Source organism: Ornithinimicrobium sp. INDO-MA30-4, from assembly GCF_021535045.1.
GTDB lineage: Bacteria > Actinomycetota > Actinomycetes > Actinomycetales > Dermatophilaceae > Ornithinicoccus.
The window spans coordinates 1106809-1126045 of the sequence record NZ_CP091056.1 but is presented as its reverse complement, the minus strand read 5'-3'; the positions used below and the strand labels follow the sequence as shown (position 1 = coordinate 1126045).

Genomic DNA, 19237 nt, shown 5'->3' with positions numbered 1-19237 from the left:
AAGCAGGACGTGACCGCGACCAATGCTTCGCGTGCGCCCACCGGGACGCCACCTGATTTCAGATTGCTTGTCCCGTCCTTGATCGCTTGGGCTGCGACTTGTGGCCTTCTCTACACCGGGTACCGCGTCCAGCTTGCGATTGCCTGCTTGTGCTTGGGCAGTGGACTCTTGGTGTGGATCCTCGGGTGGCTGGGTGTTAGCCGTAGCGCGGGGGAAGGTAGCGAGCAGACAATTCAACCCGTCTGGTCTGGGTTTATCACGGTGGCGCTGCTTATCTGTGCACTCACCCTCTTCGCTGGTGGCGTTGATGCCCGCGCCCGCCAGGTGGGACCAATTGTCGATCTAGCCGAGCAACGGGCCGTCGTGACAGTGCAAGCCTCGGTCGCCACTCAGCCGCGACTCATTCCGAGCACCACGAACCAACCAGACCTGTTGGTGCTGACTCTCGACATCGCTCACGTCACCGCGTCCAACCAGGCAAGCATCCCGACTGACTCGGTGCCCGTGCTGGTCTTCGTTGCAACGGGTGAAGGCTGGGATTCCGTGCAGTGGCGATCTGGTGTCGAGGTCACCGGTCGCCTCTCGCCGTTGCGAGAGCCCAGTGCCGATGTTTCGGCTCAATTTGCGCCACTTGATGAACCGCACGTCGAAAGCGCTCGCGGACCAGTGCTGGCAATGTCGGATACAGCCCGAAAAAGGCTGCGGGACTCCGTCGGCCCGTTGCCCGCGGATGCGGCTGGGCTCATTCCTGGGCTGGTGATTGGGGACACCTCGTTGACCCCAGGTGACCTGAGCGCCGCGATGAAAGTCACTGGCATGAGCCACCTGTCGGCCGTCAGTGGGAGCAACGTCGCGATCGTGCTGGGCACCGTGGTGCTGCTGTGCCGGTGGACGGCCTTGGCGCGCCGCTGGCGGCCCTGGTGCGCTGTGGTGGCTCTTGTGGGCTTCGTCATATTGTGTCGTCCGGAGCCAAGCGTGTTGCGAGCCTCGGCGATGGGCCTGGTTGGTTTGGTTGGGCTGAGCACAGCACGACGGGGGAGCAGCCTCAGTGCTCTGTCGGTCGCGATGGTGGTGCTGCTGTGCTGGGACCCGGGTCTGGCTCGCTCGTATGGCTTTGCCCTATCGGTGTTGGCCACTTTGGGCATTGTCATCTTTGCCCGACCGTGGGCCGACGCCATCTCGGCGCGATTGCCCCGCATACCTGCTTGGTTTGGTGAAGCAGTGTCGATTCCGTTGGCGGCACAAGTGACCTGCGCCCCCGTCATTGTGTTGCTCCAGGGCAGCGTGAGCACGGTCGCTGTCTTCGCCAACCTGCTTGCGGCGCCGCTCGTTGCACCGACCACGATTCTGGGCATCGTGGCGACTATCGCTGGGCTGGTCTGGCCACCGCTGGGGGCCATCGGCGCCTGGCTGGGTGCACCATCCGCGTGGCTTATCGGCAGGATTGCGCGTGGCTGCTGCGCTGCCGGGCGGCACGATGAATTGGCTGGATGGAGCGCCCGGAGCCTTTCTGCTGGCGGCGGTCAGCCTTGCCGTGGTCTTGACGTTTCCGTGGTTGTGGTCTCACTTGTCAAAAGTTGGCTACCCGGGTGTCTGGCGCTGGCCATGCTCATCGCGGCGGTGTGGCCAACTCGGCAGGACACGCACTGGCCGCCGGACAACTGGCTCGTGGTCGGATGTGCCGTGGGCCAGGGGGACGCGTTCGTCGTGACGAGCGGAGACGGATCTGCCGTGCTCATCGACACGGGCCCATCGCCGGAGTTGCTTGCAGAGTGCTTGGGTGACTTAAGCGTGCAGCGATTGGATGCCGTGGTGTTGAGCCACTTTCACGCTGACCACATCTCGGGTTTGAGCGCAGTGCTAGCAGACTACGAGGTTGGCCAGATCTACCTGCCGCCCGGCACGAGCGATACCACTTCCCAGGAGGAGTGGGCGCTAGCGCAGGCCAGGGAAGCGGGGGTGCCCACTGCGCGGGGCTATGCGGGTGACACCTGGCAGTGGGGAAATGTCTCAGCCCAGGCATGGTGGCCTACGGGCCAGTCGGCGCAACACTTGCAAGCCAATGATGCGTCACTGGTCGTCAGCATTGAGGTCCAGGGCAAGGATGTGCTTTTCCTCGGCGATGTTGAGGGACCGGGCGCACGAGCGTTGCTGGCACCGTTAGCGGGCCAAGAATTCGACGTGGTCAAGGTTGCCCACCACGGCTCGGCCGATCAGAATGAAAACCTCATCGAGTCCATCAATCCGGCCGTCGCGATGATTGGGGTCGGGCCAGACAACACCTTTGGTCATCCGAACCCGATCGCGCTGGATATGTTCACCGGCCGCGGTGCACGTGTTTTGAGGACCGACACAGACGGCAACTTCGCGGTGCTCCTCATTGAGGGACAACTCGCAACTCAGATGCAGAACGGGACAGTGAACCCTTAAGGGCTAGACCTATGTCGACAGCGCGGGATAGCCGCTTGGTGTTCCGTCGCGCATCGGCTCGGACTGGATTTCTCGAGCACTAGCGCAGAGAGCATCAAGAGTGGCCGACACCGCAGGGACTCGCTGCAAGTCTGGTGTCGTGACGATGCGAATCGTCCGCTTTGACGACGGCGAGATGGAGCGAGTGACCACGCCTGGGTGGCTAGCCGAATGCAGAATCAATTCGGGGACCAGCGCCACCCCAAGGCCAGCCGCGACCAGGCCAAGGACAGCGACGTAGTCTTCGGTCTCAAAAGACACGTCAGGCACAAAGTCATTGCGGCCAGCCAAGGCCAGCAAATGTCCACGACAGCGCTCACACCCGGCAATCCATGATTCGTCGGTCAATTCATGCAGGGGCACCACGGCCAGCTCGGCCAACCGGTGGTTAGCTGGCAAAGCAATGCGAACTGGGTCGACCATCACATCAAGGACGACGAGACCTGTCAGGTCATCGTCACCTTTGATTGGGTCATCGTCGTCGTAAACGAAGGCCACTGCCAGGTCCTTGGTGCCCTCCCGGATGGCAGCAAGAGATTGCGGCGGCTCGCCTTCTGAAAAGCTGACCGTGACTCCGGGAAATTCAGTCTTGACCTTGGCTAAGGCACGTGGCACCAACGTCGCAGACGACGACGGAAACGCCATCAGGCGGACTCGGCCGCTTTGCAAGCCAGCTATTGAGGCGATCTCAGCCTCAGCATTATCAAGAGCCGCGAGAACATTGACGGCATGCCTAGCCAGCACGCGACCAGCCTGCGTCAGGCGCACTGAGCGCCCGTTGCGTTCAACCAGAACTGTACCCGAGCGCTCTTCTAGCCGACGCACCATCTGTGAGATGGCGGGTTGGGTGTAGCCCAACGATTGGGCAGCCGCGGTGAAACTCCCGTGATCTGCAATCGCGCGCATGACTCGTAAACCCGCTGCGTCAAACATGCTCTTAGCCTATAGGCAAATGTGCAGTTATACCGTGGAACGCTATTCGCGAACGGCTAGGGCCGATGTGCCTACCCCGAGAAGGAGGGCGGAGGCGGTGGCGGAGGTGGCCGTTGACCCGAGTCAGGCCGTGGCCCGCCGTCGGGTGCCGGAGGCTGTTGCCCCGAATCGTCATCCTGGGGACCGCCGCTTGGCGGCGGGGGCGCCATGCCTCCAGGGGGAGGGGGCGGACCCCCGGGTGGTGGCGGGTCAGTGTGGGACAAGTGCAGCGAGCCCAATCTTCCTTGCTGCTCAAAGTCAGAGAGTGCTTTGAGCGCTCGTTGACGTGCTTCCTCATCCACGGGCTCACCGCGCTCGGCGCGAAACGCAAGAATGCCTAGATCGCGCAGGTATCGATCGGTCTCGCGCTCGCCGCCCGATTGGGTCGCCTGATTGATTGCTGTGTCTGCTTTTGCTGCAAGGTCGTTGGCTGCGGCCTTGGCTTTGTCCAGAAATCCCATCGTGACTCCTTGGTATCAGCCAGTAGTGCGTGCACTCTTCCTTGAGGCACGTATTTGCAGCATAGTTATAGGTACCCACCCACGAAAGGGCTGACCACACCATGGCCATCCACGGATCCCTGTTTAAAGACTTCAAAGAGAACCAGTCGACTGATCCCTTCGTCCTGCAAAACAAGAAACTCCTCAAGATCTCGATGGCATACGGGCCCGTGTTGGCCCTCACCGGATCGATGGTCGCCTATCAGGGCGATGTGCGTTTTCAGAACAAGGGCTCTGGCGGGTTCAACAAGATCTTGAAGTCGGCGATGACCGGTGAGGGGGTCAAGATGATGAACTGTGAGGGCAATGGCGAGCTCTTCGTCGCTGACCAGGCCAAGGAAATTCAGGTGATGTACCTGGAAAACGATGAGATTTCGGTGAATGGGTCCAGCGTCCTTGCCTTTTCCTCATCCATTGACTGGGATATCCACCGCATTCAAGCCCGTGGCGGCATGATGACCGGTGGCATGTATAACGTCAGCCTGCGTGGGACTGGGTATGTTGCCGTCACGACTAAGGGTGACCCGATCGCACTCGATGTTGCGTCAGCGCCGACCTTCGCGGACGCACAAGCCGTGGTGATGTGGACGGCCGGCGTCAATATGGACATCAAGATCGACACCGGTGGACTCGGATCAATGATGCGAGGCGGCACTGGCGAGGCACTGCAGATGCGCTTCGGTGGTCAAGGGTATGTGCTGGTCCAGCCTTCGGAGGTGTGGTGGCCACGGGCGCTCAGTAGGCCCCGCCTGGATGAGGCTCGATGTGCATAACTTAATCTAATGGATAACAAAAAATACATGTACTTGTGTCATGGTTAAGATTGTTGCACCCTGAGGGTATGACCGCACTCCACACTTTGCAGCGTTCGTTTGCCGCAACGACGGGTTACCTCAACGCCTCGACCGTAGGTCTGCCGCCCATTCCCGTGGTCTCGGCCATGTCGGACCTGATGAGCCAGTGGCAACGTGGCGACACCGACCCCGTCGCGCTGGGGGCAGACGTCGAGGCCAGTCGAGCCGCCTATGCCCGCATGGTGAAAGTGCCTGCATCAGCCGTTTCCGTTGGATCGATGACGAGTGTGTTCGCTGGGACCATCGCGACATCCTTGCCCCCGAATGCGGAAGTGGTTGTGATCGCCGAGGACTTCACCTCGATGATTTTTCCTTTCCTCGTCCAGCAAGACACGGGTCTGCAGGTTCGTCAGGTGCCTCGCGCCGATCTCGCGGAAGCAATTCGGCCGAGCACCGATCTGGTCGTGTTTAGTTTGGCTCAAAGCGCGTGTGGCTCCCTGGTTGATCTGGAGGCAGTGCTGGGAGCTGCGCGTGACTGCGACGCTATGACGCTCTGCGACACCACTCAAGCTGCGGGGTGGCTGCCCATTGAGGCGAGCCTGTTTGATATCACTGTGTGCTCTGCATACAAGTGGCTCTGCCAGCCGCGAGGCACGGCCTATATGACGATTAGCCCTCGGGCGAGTGATCTGCTGCGTCCTAACAACGCAGGCTGGTATGCCGGTGAGTCCGTCTGGGACTCCGTGTACGGGCCAGAGATGGATCTGGCTACGGACGCTCGGCGGTTTGACGTCTCACCTGCGTGGTTTTGCTGGTCGGCGGGACTGGTAGCAATGGAACTGTTCGCGCAGGTGCCAACGCAGGCGATCAGGGACCATGACGTAAGCCTCGCTAATGAGTTCCGGTCCAGGATCGGTCAAGCTCCCGGCGTGACCCCTGTCGTGACGCTCGCAGATCCTGGTGCCGACCTGGTGCGAGCCTTCGAGGCAGCGGGCGGGAAAATCTCCTCAAGGGCGGGCTGTGCTCGCATCGCCTTTCACGTGTGGAACAGCCTCGCCGATGTCGACCTTGCTGTGGAAGCAGTGGCGCACAGCAAGGTCACAGGTAGGGCATAGGTCCCTGCTACGTGTGGCAGATTAGGTAGCACTATGACTTCCCGATCTGCCACGCCAACTTTGACCCGACTCGATGGCTCTCCCGTGCGTGTTCTCGTTGTCGACGACGAACAGCACCTCACTGAATTGCTGTCGATGGCACTGCGCTACGAAGGCTGGGAAGTAGCCAGCGCGGGGGATGGGGCACAGGCCGTGAAGGTGGCGCGCGACTTCCAGCCCGACGCAGTTGTCCTTGACTGGATGCTCCCCGACTTTGATGGTCTCGAAGTTCTACGGCGTATGCGTGCCGATGCGCCCGAGGTTCCCGTGCTCTTCCTCACTGCGAAGGACGCGGTGGAAGATCGTGTTGCTGGGCTGACTGCAGGCGGCGATGACTACGTGACCAAGCCCTTTTCGCTAGAGGAGGTTGTCGCGCGGGTCCGTGCCTTGATGCGCCGCACGGTGATGGTCGCGACCGAATCATCATCGACGGTCGTCGTTGGCGACCTGACCCTAGACGAAGATTCCCACGAGGTCCGCCGTGCAGGCCAAGAAGTGTCGTTGACGGCGACAGAGTTTGAGTTGTTGCGTTTCCTGATGCGCAATCCCAAGCGCGTCCTCTCGAAGTCCCAGATCTTAGACCGAGTGTGGAACTACGACTTTGGTGGTCAAGCCAACATCGTTGAGTTGTACATCTCTTACCTGCGCAAAAGATCGACCACGGGCACTCGCCGATGATCCACACAATGCGCGGCGCAGGCTACGTCCTGAAGCCGGCCACCTAGGCGATGACCGTTAGTAGCCGCACGCCTTGGACCCTGCGACGCACGCTCGTCGTGTGGGTTTTGGTGCTGATCACGGGAGTTTTGACGGCAGTGGGGGGCTTGACCGTCGTGACCTTGCAGAGGTCCCTGACCGCAAACCTTGATCAAGACCTCGAGTCGACCGCCAACGTGATCCTGGGTGGCGTCCCCGGCGACAATAGTGACCTTCAAAGCCCTCGGGCTGGGGAGGGTGAGTCTCCACGAGGCGGACAACTTGGCCCCCCTGGTGGAGGAACATCCTTCTTGGCGATTAAGTTCGACGACACCGGTGCCGTCATCACTGCATCGGATGAGTTCTCCAGCCCTCAGAACATCGCGACCGACCTCACGCAAGCGCAGACTCAACTGCTGCTGGAGGTGCCGTCTTCGAATAGGGCACAAACCGTTGATCTAGGGGATGGCATTGGTGAGTATCGGGTCTTGGCTCGCTTCGAGGCTGGTCAAACCTCTGTGATCGGTTTGTCATCCAGCGGAGTGCAGGCCATCACGCGGCAGCTGATCTGGACCCTAGGTGTTGTTGCGCTTGCGTCCCTGATCGCGGCCGCGTTTGGTGTTGCGTTCCTGGTCCGTCGCAGCCTGGCGCCCCTAGGCAGGGTGGCCGGAACCGCCAGCGAGGTTTCGCGGCAGGACTTGCACCTGGGGGAGGTCGCCCTGGCGCTCAGAGTCGGGGACCGTGACACGAACCCCGCAACTGAGGTCGGTCAAGTCGGACTAGCCCTCAACAATTTGCTGGACACGATGGAAAGTGCCCTGCAGTTTCGGCACGAAAGCGAGCAGCGGGTGCGTCAATTCGTCGCTGACGCCTCGCACGAGTTGCGCACGCCGCTGGCCTCAATCCGTGGGTATGCAGAGTTGTCCCGCCGCAGTAATGCCCAGGTGCCCCCAGAGATCGTCCATGGCCTGGGACGGGTCGAGTCTGAATCGCTGCGAATGCAGGGGCTCGTCGAAGATCTCCTCCTGCTGGCTCGGCTTGATGCTGGCAGGCCGTTGGAGCGGGATACCGTCGATCTTTCGCTGCTAACGATCGATACGGTCAGTGATGCGCGTGTTGCTGGGGGAGACCACCGGTGGGTGCTCAACCTCCCCGACGAGCCAGTTGAGGTCATCGGCGATGCGGCTCGCCTGCAACAAGTCTTGGTGAACCTGTTGGCCAATGCCAAAGTGCACACCCCTGAAGGTACGACGATCACGACGACGCTTCGGGCTGGATCTGCCACGAACAGCGCTGCTTTCTCCGTCGCGGATGACGGCCCGGGCATTCAGGACAATGTGCGCGAGCGGATATTTGAGAGATTCGCCCGGGGCGACGATTCCCGGTCGCGCAAAGCTGGGTCGACGGGCCTTGGGCTGAGCATCGTGGACGCAGTGGTCGGTGCTCATGGCGGGGCGGTCGAGGTGGGTTCCAGTGACCAGGGTGCGACCTTCACCGTCACATTGCCGAAGCGGTGACTTAGGCTGTCCGTGTGTCAACGACGCTCACCTCCCGCCGGCTAGGCCTGTTGCCGAGGCTGACTACCAGCAGGTTCTTGATATTGTCGGCCGGGCCGGTGTCATGGTTCTTACCGGCGCGGGAATGTCCACCGCCTCCGGCATACCGGACTATCGCGGGCCCGACGGCCAGCGCCGGGTTACCCTGATGCAGTACAGCGAGTTCCTCGCAGATGAGGCCGGGCGTAGACGCTACTGGTCGCGGGCCTATACCGGCTGGACCCGTTTTCAACAGGCTGAGCCGAATCGTGCGCACTACGCTCTGGCGGACATCGAGCGCGCTGGCTTTCTCACCTCGATCGTGACGCAAAATGTTGACGGATTGCATCAGCGGGCAGGCGCCGAGCAAGTGCTTGAGCTGCATGGCACCTTAGGGCGAGTGACGTGCCTGGACTGCTCTGCGGCCTTCTCCCGGGCTACCGTGCACCGCTGGCTGACGCTAGCGAACCCCAACTTTGATGTGCAGGCGGGTGAAATTCGCCCCGACGGTGATGTGCTGATCGACCAAGAGCGGGTCGACTCTTTCGTTTTGGCGCACTGCTCTCGATGCGAGAGCAACAAACTTAAGCCGGACGTGGTTTTCTTTGGCGGCTCGGTGCCCAAGCCCAGGGTCGACGCGGCCTACGAGTTGCTAGGGCGAAGCCGGGCACTGTTGGTGGTGGGGTCGTCGCTGCAGGTGATGAGCGGTTATCGCTTTGTGCGTGCCGCTAAAGCCGAGGGCAAGCCCGTCGTCATTCTGACTCGTGGGCAAACGCGAGGCGACGCTGACGCAAGCGTCAAGGTGGATGCGCTCTTGGCAGACGTGTTGCCGAGGCTCACCGCCGACCTTGTGGCTGAGGAAGACACCGGTCGACTAGACGGCTAGGTGACGACGAGGCCGGTCACACCCGACGCAATACCGCGGTGACCTTACCCATGATCACCGCGTAGTCGCCGTCGATCGGGTCGAACGACTCGTTGTGCGGCATCAGCCAAACCTTGTTGGCTGTCCGCTTGAACGTTTTCACTGTCGCCTCGTTGTCCAAGAGCGCTGCAACGATGTCCCCGTTGTCGGCATGCTGCTGACGATGCACCACAACCCAGTCACCATCACAAATGGCGGCGTCGATCATCGAGTCGCCGACCACCTTCAGAAGGAAGAGCTCACCGTCGCCCACGAGTTGCTTTGGCAGCGGAAATACTTCTTCGACGGATTGCTCGGCGAGGATGGGCCCACCGGCCGCGATCTGGCCAACCACGGGAACGTAGGCGGCTTCGGGGAACGCCTCGCGGCGTGCGGCTTCATCCTCGACGACTTCTTCTGGCTCTGCTCGTCGGTAGCCCGCTTGGTCGTGTGCACGCCCTGGCAACACAACCTCGATGGCGCGAGGTCGATTGGGGTCACGGCGCAAGTAGCCCTTGCGCTCTAGCATCTTGAGTTGGTGGGCCACCGAAGAGGGAGAGGTCAGCCCAACCGCCTCGCCGATTTCGCGCAAACTTGGCGGGTAACCATGGTCGTCAATGGAGTCACGGATGACTTCGAGCACGCGGGTCTGACGCTTGGTCAGCTCGCTGGCGCCTTCGCGCTCCGGCAAGTCGTGAATTTCGGCCATCAGCTCTGCCCCTTATTGGTATAAACCCAGGTCAGCAGGTATGTCGGTGGTCCCTGCTCAAATACTTGGTGTGAACACATCGTACGAGTGGCCAGGCCAGGAAACAAACATTTGTTCGATCCGCGTGTCGACTTCTTCGTACGTCCGTGCTAATAATAGGACAAGCGTACGATCGAACGTGTAGTAGCAAGGCGGAGGGTCAGTGACCCCAGCAGTCCGGCTAGGCAGCAGTCCGATCAAGCAGACGAACCGGATCGTAGGTCCCTTAGGAGGAGCCATGAGCGCACAGCCAGTGTGGGAGCAGCCCAACATCGCCACTGAGGTGGCACCAGAGCGGCACCTTCGCTTGGTGACCGATGTCGCTGACGCCGGACCGGCCATGGCCCGGAGCAACGGCGGTGGCCATGGGCGGATGCGACTGACTCGGCGTGGGCGACTTTCCATCACCATCGCCTCCACCGTCTCGGCTGTCGTGTTAGCGGCCGGCATGGTCTTGAGCGGCGGCGCGGCTAACGCGACGACCGAAGAGGTTGTTGTGCAACCGGGTCAGACCTTGTCGCAGATCGCCGCTGCCGAATTGCCCGACACCCGCTTGGATATGGCGATTGTCGACATTCAACTGGCCAACAACATGAGCACAGATCAGGTCAGGTCTGGGCAGACTCTGGTGATTCCAGCAGACCAGGGATTCCACAACGGCTAGTCCTTCTCCCATTGGGCCTTGCGGTTCGGGTCCGCACGCCCGGTCACTGCAACGCAAAGAGAGGCCTTCCACCGGTCGGTGGAAGGCCTCTCTTTAGTTCGGCTGGCTAGCGTGACTCAGCCTTGTGGTGTTTCAGAGTCCGGGTCAGCCTTGACTGCCTGGTGCACAACTGGCAATTGGGCCGAGGGGATGAAGTAGCCGCTGATGTGCGGATCGAACATCAATCCGTCGATGCCAGCCTCAACGTAGGCATCGGCGGAGTTCACAACCTCTTCCGGCGTCAGCGCGATGGCGCTGAGGTTATCGTCAGCCTCGATCATGCCTTGGGCAACGGCGAAGTGTCGGGCTCGCTCGGCGTCTGTGAATGCGAGCAACATCAGTTGGTCGTCAATTTCGGCCGCGGCGGGTGATTCTTGGCCCTCATCGCCAACTGCGATGAACCACCATTCTCCAGGTCCATGGTGACTCGCCAAAGGGCAGCCATTCCGACCTGATCGTCGACCCCAGAGATGTTGGCAACGAGTCGGTCGGTCTCAGACTCGGCAGGCATCGGCGGCGCTTCGATGTCGCCGGTGTCTGGTGTTGTGGTGTCAGTGGGTTCGCTCATGCTCCTATCCGACCACAGGTGGCGGCACAATTTCGAACTCAGACAAGCCATGAGGGGCATAGCACCGAAGTACCGTGCCCTCACCACAAGGAAAGTCGCTTCTCGGATTCGCTCAGGGGGCAGTGTGCGCTTGAAGGTCCGGAGCGCTGATTTCGTCGGACCACGAGTGCGGCACCGTCGCGGTGATCGTGCTGCCATCATTGCGGCGGCCACCCAGTGACGGGTGAACTTCAAGGAGCCCTTCACGCATGGGTCCCTGGTCGCTCAGCGGCACGGCGGTGCGCTCCGTTGAGATGTTCACTTCCTCGCCACGCACCTTGACCTGTTCGTCGGGACCGTTCAAGACCGTGAAGGCGATCTCATCGCGCAAGACTTCGATCTTGAGTTTCGAGGCGTGCCAGAGCATCGTCCATTCGATTCCTTCCCATTCCTGAGGTACCCGTGGGTCGAACGTCAATTCACCGGCGTAGTCACGAAGTCCACCGAAGCCGCCAGTCAAGGCGGACCAGACGCCGCCGGCCGAAGCGATGTGCGTGCCGTCAGTGGTGTTTCCGTGACGGTCATCCAGGTCAACGAATAGGCCTGAGTAGAAGTACCGCAGTGCCAACTCGTGGTAGCCCACCTCAGCGGCGACGATGGACTGCACTACGGCCGAAAGAGTTGAGTCGCCGGTCGTGATCGGGTCGTAATACTCGAAGTTGGCCAACTTCTCATCCGGGGTGAATTGGTCACCCTGAAGGTAGAGGGCCAACACGACATCAGTCTGCTTCAGGACCTGGAAGCGGTAGATGACCAAGGGTGGTAGTGCAGCAGCAGGGGGCGTTTGTCGTTGGGGGTGTTCTCAAGGTCCCACATTTCGCGTTCGAGGAAGTGCAGGTCCTGGGGGTGAATGCCCAACTTTTCGTCGAACGGGATGTGCATCCCGTCGGCGGCGTTTTCCCTCCGTCACCTCGTCATCATTGAGGCCCAAACGGGACACCGCCCGCTGGTAGTCGGTGGGATCAGTCCGCTTGACCTCGTGGACCACCTTGGCGGCAGCGCGCAAGTTAAAGCGGGCCATCACGTTGGTGAAGAGGTTGTCATTGACAACGGTGGTGTATTCGTCGGGACCAGTGACTCCGTGAATGTGGAACGTGTCATCGCCATTGCTACGCCAGAAGCCCAGGTCGGCCCACATCCGTGCGGTTTCAACAAGGATGTCGATGCCTTCGCGGGCCAGGAAGCTACGGTCGCCGGTGGCCCGAACATACTTAATCAGTGCATTAACGACGTCCGCGTTGATGTGGTATTGAGCCGTGCCCGCGGCAAAGTATGCCGAGGCCTCCGCGCCGTTGATCGTGCGCCACGGGAAAAGAGCCCCGTGCTGAGCCAGTTCGCTGGCACGCTCACGAGCAGAATCAAGCATGTTGTGTCGGAAGCGCAAAGCGTTTAAGGCTGACTGGGGGTTGGTGTAAACGAGGAACGGCAGGACATAGCACTCGGTATCCCAGAAGTAGTGACCGCCGTAGCCTGACCCGGTCATCCCTTTGGCGGGTATGCCGTGGACACCGGCCCCAGCCGATGCCTGGGCCAGCTGGAAGAGGTTCCACCGAACGGCTTGCTGGACGGCTGGCTGCCCTTTGACGACAACGTCAGAGGTAGACCAGAACTCGTCCATGTAGGTCCGCTGATCAGCGTGTAGATCTGTCACGCTGGTGCCCGCAGTGCGGTCGAGGGTTCGCCAGCAACGGTCTGACAACTCGCGCACTGGCACGCCGTGTGAGGTGTGGAAGGCCACCAACTTCTCCAGGCGAATCGTCTCGCCCTCTTTGGCTTCGATCTGGAAGACGTGCTTGGCCATGTCTTCGTCCACGGCCAGATCTTCGGTCCACTTGTTCTTGGTCTCTAGCTTGTGGTCGGTAGCAACGGCGATGGTCATTTCGACTCGTGGCAGCGATAGCCAAGCAAGAGCCGACCATCCTTGACCTCGCTAGCGCGTGGGTCCAGAACGCGCCGGTCAAAGCCCTCTGCCTTACGTGGGTCAGCGCCTTCGCCCATGGCAGCCGACTTCACATGATACTCGTCTGAGCCGTCTTGGCGGTTGAGGACCTGGGACGAGATGACGATGGCCGCGTCGCCGCTCAGCATCTCGACGTCCATCGTGAGGACTGCCAAGTGCGGGTCAGAGAAACTCGTCATTCGAGTGGTGCTGACTCGCAAGCGCTTGCCGGAGGCGGTCTTCCAAATAACCTCGCGGCGCAGCAGGCCATCGGCAAAGGAAAGCCTGCGGTCATAGTGCTCGAGGTCGGCGTTATCCAACAACAAGGGCTCATCATCGACGTAGAGCTTCATGACCTTGGGGTCTGGCGCATTAATGATGGTTTGACCTACCCGCGCCAGGCCGTAGGCCTCTTCGGCGTGATGAATGGGCCACGTCTCGTGGAAGCCGTTGACGAAGGTGCCGTGGGTGTGCGAATCACGACCTTCCTCCGGGTTGCCCCGCATACCGAGATAGCCGTTGGCGACGGCAAAGACGGTCTCGGTGGTTCCGAGGTCTTGGTTTGAATAGTCAGACTCGACCAGTGCCCATTCGTCCGCAGGGAAGCGGCTACGGTCCAGGGGGTCGACAGCGGGCTGAGGGATGTGCGGGGAGGGGTACTTGTGGCCCATCAGATCAACTCGTTTAGGTCTGCGACGACGATCTCGGCGCCGTTGGTGGTCAGGGGTTCAACGCCAGCGCCGCGGTCAACACCGACGACCAGGCCAAAGTCTCCGGCAGCTCCGGCTTGAACACCTGAAATGGCGTCTTCGAAGACGACACACCTGCGGCTATCCACGCCAAGCTCTTGCGCGGCGAAAGTGTAGGTGTCGGGCTTGGGCTTGCCGGGGATGTTCTTCTCGGCAGCGACGCCTCCGTGCACAACGACAGGGAATCGGTCAGCGATCCCGGCGACAGCTAGGACATCCGGTGCATTTTTGAGGACGAGACCACGGCCATCTGGACACCAATGGATTCCAGATGGTCAAGCAACTGCAGCGATCCGGGGTATGCCTCGATCCCACCATCGCGTAGCACCTGGGTGAAGAGTGCGTTTTTTCGGTTGCCGAGTCCGCAGACGGTGACTGCTTCTGAGCCATCCTCGGGGTCGCCGAACGGGAGGTCAATGCTGCGGGAGTCTAGGAAGCTCTGGACGCCCTCATAGCGGGGCTTGCCGTCGACGTAGTCGAAGTAGTCCTGCTCGGTGTAGGGGGTGTGTCCATCAAGTTCACCGAGATAATCGTTGAACATTTTCTCCCAGGCGCGCATGTGCACTTCGGCGGTGGGGGTGAGGACGCCATCGAGGTCAAAAAGGGCAGCGTCGTAGTTGGTCCACGAGAAGTGGCCCAGCGAGGCTGAATCCATAGTGAATCTCCGCAGTTGGGGGTGCGCTGGTCAGTTGTCTTGCGCCACAACACAGCACCGTAGTTCTCCGGTAGGGCGATGCGGTGCGAGGCGTTAGGTCCAACCTTAGATGCCAAGAGCCCGTTCGCTGCACCCTCAGGGGAAGAAAGAACAGCAGTTCGGGTCTGTCAGGGCTAACACCTAGCGTGGGCAACATGAGGGAAGAAGCGACCGCCGCACTGCAACAACTCGTAGGAAGTCCTGACGCGTCGTTTCGTGACGGACAGTACGAGGCCGTTGAGGCTCTCGTCCAGGATGCTGCGAGGGTCTTGGTCGTCCAGCGCACGGGGTGGGGCAAGTCGGCGGTGTACTTCGTGGCCACGGCCTTGCGCCGGGCTGCGGGCTTTGGGCCGACCGTGATTGTCTCTCCTCTTTTAGCCCTGATGCGAGACCAGATCGCCGCGGCGCAGCGGGCCGGCATCCGAGCGGTCACGATGAACTCTTCCAATGCGACTGATTGGGACGATGTCCGTCAGGCCCTCGCCAACGACGAGGTCGATGTGCTCCTGGTGAGCCCGGAGCGACTCAATAATCCTCGGTTCCGAGATGAGCAGTTGCCGGGTATTTCTGCCCGGGCTGGTCTCCTCGTCGTGGACGAAGCGCATTGCATCAGCGACTGGGGGCATGACTTTCGCCCGGACTACCGCCGTATCTCTACCCTCCTGTCGGATCTGCCGCCTAATACTCCTGTCTTGGCGACCACTGCGACGGCGAATGAGCGTGTGGCCCACGATGTGGCGGAGCAGTTGGGCGTCGGGGAGCCCGGTGGAGACAATACGTGGCCCACTTGCTCGTGCGTCTCTCAGGCTGGGTTCGTTACCCCGACTCACGCCCGAACAACGCATTGGCTGGATGGTGGCGCACCTGTTTGAATTGCCGGGCAGCGGCATCATTTATTGCCTGACCGTTTCGGCCGCAGAACAAGTGACCCAGGCGCTGAAAGACGCTGGCGCGCAAGTGGCCTCCTATACCGGTCGGACCGACCCTGCTGAGCGCGAGGAGTTGGAGGACGCACTGCGGCACAACCGGGTCAAGGCGCTCGTCGCTACCAGCGCCTTGGGGATGGGCTTCGACAAACCTGACCTTGGTTTCGTGGTCCACCTCGGGGCTCCCTCTTCACCTGTGGCCTACTACCAGCAAGTCGGCCGTGCAGGTCGAGCCACCGACAAGGCCGACGTCATTCTGCTGCCCGGCTCCGAGGACCGCGATATTTGGGAGTACTTCGCAACTGCGGGTATGCCGCGGCAAGAGCATGCAGATGCCGTCCTGGCAGCGTTGGGTGATGCCGGGCGTCCGCTTTCTACCCCAGCCCTTGAGGCCTTGGTCGACGTGCGTAGGACCCGCCTGGAGCTGTTGTTGAAGGTCCTTGATGTTGAAGGTGCCGTTGATCGGGTGAGCGGCGGCTGGGTGGCCACGGGGCAATCCTGGGTTTATGACAAGGATCGGTATGTTCGCGTAGCCCGTGCCCGGACGGATGAAGCCCAAGCCATGCTGGAATACATCGCCACCGATGACTGTCGAATGGCTTTCTTGCAACGCAGCCTGGATGACACCACAGCGACCCCTGCGGACGCTGTGACAATTGCTCGGGTGCATTCTTTCCCACCGAGGTGCCGCAGGCAGCGCTTGAGTCTGCTCAGGCTCAATTGAGCGCGGTGGGTGTCCGATTGGAATCGCGGGCGCAGTGGCCAACCGGCATGCCCAAACTGGGCGTTGACATCAAAGGCAAGATTTCGCCAACTGAGCAGTTCAGCACCGGCAGGGCGCTGGCTAGGCTTAGCGATCTGGGTTGGGGGCAACGCATACGCGAAGTCTTGCAGCAAGACGGGCCCGTTCCCCAGCCTCTGGTCCAAGCGGTCGTCCAGGTCCTGGCTCAATGGGACTGGAACGTGCGGCCAGTGGCGATCGTGACGATGCCCTCACGCACACGCCCAGAGCTGATCAACAGTCTGGCTGACCAGCTATCAAACTTGGGCAGGCTGCCTTGGCTCGGGTCGCTGGACTACGCGCACGGTGGGCCGACCGGAGAAGCGGGTGGTAACAGCGCTTTCCGCCTCGCTGGTGTGTGGGATCGGATCGTGGTCCCGGACGACCTGGCCAGCGAGGTTGACCGCACCCGAGGGCCCATCTTGTTGATCGATGACGTCGTGGATTCTCGGTGGACAATGACGGTCGCGGCTAGGGCGCTTCGCCAGGCTGGGGCTATGGACGTGCTTCCCCTGGTGTTGGCTCAGCAGGGTTAACTGGCCCGGGCGCCTGTCGTTTCTGTGGGCACCCAAGCGTCTGCCAAGAGCTCATAAGAGCGTCGACGCATCAGCGGGTCGTGGGTATAGGTCGTGACGATGAGTTCGTCGACATCGTGGACGGCAACGAAACCATCCAAGTGCTCCACGACATCATCTGGGGTGCCAACGGCGCGCACGGATGCTTGTCCTTGAGCCAGCGGCAGGAGTTGGTCGGGCAGGACGGCCGCGAGGTCCTTCACTGGTTCGTCGAGCAGACCTGGCTGGCCAGTGCGAATGCGCACTGCCATCAGCTGAGCGGTGGTGAAAAGGAACTTGGCTTCTGCGGTGGTGGGAGCTGCCAGCACGTTGATGCCGGCCATGACGTGCGGCTGGCTGACTTGCGCCGTTGGCGCCTGCGCGTTGAACCGGCTCCGGTATAGGGCAATCGCCTGATCGAGTTGATCGGGAGCGAAATGCGAGGCGAAAGCAAAGGGCAGCCCCAGGGCTGCCGCTACCTGTGCTCCTCCAGTCGAGGAACCAAGCATCCAGATCGGCACGTCGGTGCCTTCCCGGGAATTGCGCGCACTCGGCTACCCGGGCGATGCGGTCCAAGATAGCCAGCCAGGTCGGTGACGTCGTTAGCAAAGTGTCCAGATCACCATTGCCACGCGACAGAGCGGCTGCCGTCATGGGGTCCGTTCCAGGGGCGCGGCCAAGCCCTAGGTCGAATCTGTCGCCGTAAATCGTCGCGAGGGTCCCGTAGTACTCAGCAACCATCAGGGGTGCGTGGTTCGGCAGCATGACGCCGCCGGAACCAAGGCGGATGGAGGTGGTGTGCTCAGCAATGTGACCCAGCAAGAGGGAGGTCGCAGACGACATGAAAGTGTCGGTGCCGTGGTGCTCGGCGACCCAGAAGCGGGAGTACCCCAAACCGTCGGCGTCCTGGGCGAGGAATCGCGACTGCTGTAGCGCCTCGGCACGCGACATGCCGGTCGATCGTGGGGCCAAGTCGAGAATGGACAGGGTAGACGCTGGTGGGCTGAACTCATACTGGCGACAACTACGGCGCTGCGGTTCTCATTCCACTGCTTGCGGGCGGTCAGCGTGGGTGCCTGTGGGGATGCTTGGTCCGTTGGTCACCAGCAACTCAATGATCTCCAGGTCGGAGCCCGATCTGTGGATTGTAGAATGCAGGTGGGTGGTCTCGAGGTCAAGGCCAGGAGTGATGGTGCGCAGCAGCAGCGTCACTTCGCTCGAGTTGCCCGCAGTCGTCACTGTCGTCGGTCCCTCAAGTGCCAACGGGGCGACATGTCGGGTCTGGGTCAGACCAGCCGAGTGGGAAGTAGCGGCGGTCAGCGTCGTGCAGAGATCACACGTTGAGGAGGACATGTCAGCCAGTTGCTCGGAGTCCCCGGTGAGCCACGCGTGGTTGTAGGCATTGACGTAGAGCTCAGCAAAATGGCCGGGGTCATCCATCGACTCACTCGGCCGCAGTAGTCGAGCTGGCTCTTGAGTCTGGCTTTCTCGCTCGATGGAGGCCGAGCCATGCTCCAGCACAGCGCATCCGGAAAGGGCTAGGCCAAGCGTGAAAAGGAGAGCAACGCGAGCAGCGAGTCGTTGGTGAATGAGATGCCTTCCTCTGGGCGCGCCGGTTTGAACAGAGGGCCGTATCAAGTGCTGGGGAAGACCTGGAGCGACCGAAGATGAGAATAGACAGTTCCGTGGCGAGCGTCATGATCGTGCTGATGGAGCCTTTGTCCACGTCAGGTGACTAGCCAGTAGTACTGTCATCTGTGACGGGCAGGGCCAAGCACACCGGCCCGCGGCGGCGACACGCCCATGAGGTTGTGCTTGTAGTTGCGTCGCGTGCCCACGATGCCTACTATTCCTATATCTAGTAGTTACACACCTGTGGTTAATCCACATCTTGTGCACAGCCGGTGGGGGTTCACCCACAAGCCATCCACAAGTAGTCCCCAGATTTATCCCCAGGGTGTTTCTCCGCCCATAGCAACCTCGCCACGATGAAGGAGTTTTGATGCACTGCCCATTCTGCCGGCACACCGACTCCCGAGTCATGGACAGCCGTGTCCAAGAAGAGGGAACTGTCATCCGTCGCCGGCGGCAGTGCCCAGAATGCGGTCGCCGCTTCGGCACCGTCGAAACGGCCATGTTGGCGGTCACTAAGCGCTCTGGAGCAACTGAGCCCTTTAGCCGGGACAAGGTCCTGGCCGGTGCTCGGAAAGCATGCCAAGGTCGCCCGGTGACCGAGGACGATTTGCAGCGTTTGGGGCAGACAGTAGAAGAGACCATCCGGGCTCAGGGCCAGGCTGAGATTGACGCTCACGAGGTTGGGCTGGCCATCTTGGCGCCGTTACGGCAACTGGACGAGGTCGCCTACCTGCGCTTCGCCTCGGTTTATCAAGCTTTCGACTCCTCGAGGACTTCCAGGCCGCGATCACGTCATTGCGGGCTGAGCGAGACACATCCGGGTCTGTCAGTGGTCACTGACATCTTGGAATCAACGACCAGCGCAACACCCAGCACA

At 61.2% G+C, this 19237-nt stretch carries 14 protein-coding genes and 5 pseudogenes; 9 read left to right on the top strand and 10 right to left on the bottom strand.

The features are described from left to right. Positions 1–9: 9 nt before the first annotated feature. On the top strand, positions 10–2430 hold the full coding sequence (locus L0A91_RS06505; protein ID WP_235246297.1) for a ComEC/Rec2 family competence protein: 2421 nt from the start codon (positions 10–12) through the stop codon (positions 2428–2430). 9 nt (positions 2431–2439) lie between these two features. On the opposite strand, the gene L0A91_RS06500 is transcribed toward L0A91_RS06505, so the two are convergent. Both L0A91_RS06500 and L0A91_RS06495 read right to left on the bottom strand, forming a co-directional pair. Continuing rightward, positions 2440–3402, bottom strand: a complete 963-nt coding sequence (locus tag L0A91_RS06500) for a LysR family transcriptional regulator (protein WP_235246296.1) — start codon at positions 3400–3402, stop codon at positions 2440–2442. A gap of 71 nt (positions 3403–3473) precedes the next feature. Further along, positions 3474–3902, bottom strand: a complete 429-nt coding sequence (locus L0A91_RS06495) for a hypothetical protein (protein WP_235246702.1) — start codon at positions 3900–3902, stop codon at positions 3474–3476. Between the two features lie 101 nt (positions 3903–4003). On the opposite strand from L0A91_RS06495, the gene L0A91_RS06490 reads away from it, so the two are divergent. The 5 genes and pseudogenes from L0A91_RS06490 (at position 4004) to L0A91_RS06470 (ending at position 9006) form a co-directional block, all read left to right on the top strand. Next, positions 4004–4714 carry an AIM24 family protein gene (locus tag L0A91_RS06490; RefSeq protein ID WP_235246295.1) on the top strand — a complete coding sequence of 237 codons (711 nt, stop codon included), beginning with the start codon at positions 4004–4006 and terminating at the stop codon, positions 4712–4714. 68 nt (positions 4715–4782) lie between these two features. After that, positions 4783–5850, top strand: coding sequence for an aminotransferase class V-fold PLP-dependent enzyme (locus tag L0A91_RS06485; RefSeq protein WP_235246294.1), 1068 nt, complete (start codon positions 4783–4785; stop codon positions 5848–5850). A 33-nt stretch (positions 5851–5883) separates the two neighbouring features. Next, positions 5884–6614 (top strand): annotated as a pseudogene (locus tag L0A91_RS06480) (response regulator transcription factor). A gap of 3 nt (positions 6615–6617) precedes the next feature. Beyond that, positions 6618–8102, top strand: a complete 1485-nt coding sequence (locus tag L0A91_RS06475; RefSeq protein WP_235246293.1) for a cell wall metabolism sensor histidine kinase WalK — start codon at positions 6618–6620, stop codon at positions 8100–8102. 124 nt (positions 8103–8226) lie between these two features. Continuing rightward, positions 8227–9006, top strand: a complete 780-nt coding sequence (locus tag L0A91_RS06470; RefSeq protein ID WP_235246292.1) for a Sir2 family NAD-dependent protein deacetylase — start codon at positions 8227–8229, stop codon at positions 9004–9006. Between the two features lie 16 nt (positions 9007–9022). Here the strand turns inward: L0A91_RS06470 and lexA are convergent, their stop codons facing one another. Continuing rightward, positions 9023–9733, bottom strand: a complete 711-nt coding sequence (lexA, locus tag L0A91_RS06465; RefSeq protein WP_235246291.1) for a transcriptional repressor LexA — start codon at positions 9731–9733, stop codon at positions 9023–9025. 277 nt (positions 9734–10010) lie between these two features. Between lexA and L0A91_RS06460 the strand changes: the two genes are divergently transcribed. Continuing rightward, complete coding sequence (locus L0A91_RS06460; protein WP_235246290.1) at positions 10011–10436, top strand: LysM peptidoglycan-binding domain-containing protein; 426 nt, start codon at positions 10011–10013, stop codon at positions 10434–10436. Positions 10437–10552: 116 nt separating this feature from the next. Here the strand turns inward: L0A91_RS06460 and L0A91_RS06455 are convergent, their stop codons facing one another. The 5 genes and pseudogenes from L0A91_RS06455 to L0A91_RS18645 all read right to left on the bottom strand — a co-directional run bounded on the left by L0A91_RS06455 (position 10553) and on the right by L0A91_RS18645 (position 14425). Further along, positions 10553–10813 carry a hypothetical protein gene (locus L0A91_RS06455; RefSeq protein WP_235246289.1) on the bottom strand — a complete coding sequence of 87 codons (261 nt, stop codon included), beginning with the start codon at positions 10811–10813 and terminating at the stop codon, positions 10553–10555. After that, entirely contained in the window at positions 10813–11043 is a 231-nt protein-coding gene (locus L0A91_RS06450; protein ID WP_235246288.1) for a hypothetical protein, read from the bottom strand. The genes L0A91_RS06455 and L0A91_RS06450 overlap by 1 nt, the downstream gene beginning before the upstream one ends. Before the next feature lie 112 nt (positions 11044–11155). After that, positions 11156–13692, bottom strand: a pseudogene (locus L0A91_RS06445) (glycoside hydrolase family 65 protein). Continuing rightward, a complete protein-coding gene (locus tag L0A91_RS18650; protein ID WP_311198068.1) occupies positions 13692–13943 on the bottom strand; it encodes an HAD family phosphatase in 252 nt (83 codons plus the stop codon). The pseudogene L0A91_RS06445 and the gene L0A91_RS18650 overlap by 1 nt, the downstream one beginning before the upstream one ends. Positions 13944–13978: 35 nt before the next feature. Next, positions 13979–14425, bottom strand: coding sequence for an HAD family hydrolase (locus tag L0A91_RS18645; protein WP_311198067.1), 447 nt, complete (start codon positions 14423–14425; stop codon positions 13979–13981). 194 nt (positions 14426–14619) lie between these two features. Between L0A91_RS18645 and L0A91_RS06435 the strand changes: the two are divergent. After that, positions 14620–16707: pseudogene (locus L0A91_RS06435) on the top strand (RecQ family ATP-dependent DNA helicase). Here L0A91_RS06435 and L0A91_RS06430 read toward each other — a convergent pair. Together L0A91_RS06430 and L0A91_RS06425 are read right to left on the bottom strand one after the other, a co-directional pair. Continuing rightward, positions 16704–17676, bottom strand: a pseudogene (locus L0A91_RS06430) (LLM class flavin-dependent oxidoreductase). The pseudogenes L0A91_RS06435 and L0A91_RS06430 sit on opposite strands and share 4 nt — an antisense overlap. 90 nt (positions 17677–17766) lie before the next feature. Continuing rightward, positions 17767–18246 (bottom strand): hypothetical protein, encoded by a 480-nt coding sequence (locus tag L0A91_RS06425; RefSeq protein ID WP_235246287.1) that lies wholly within the window; start codon positions 18244–18246, stop codon positions 17767–17769. Between the two features lie 481 nt (positions 18247–18727). On the opposite strand from L0A91_RS06425, the pseudogene nrdR reads away from it, so the two are divergent. After that, positions 18728–19200 (top strand): annotated as a pseudogene (gene nrdR, locus L0A91_RS06420) (transcriptional regulator NrdR). The last annotated feature ends 37 nt before the right edge of the window (positions 19201–19237 follow it).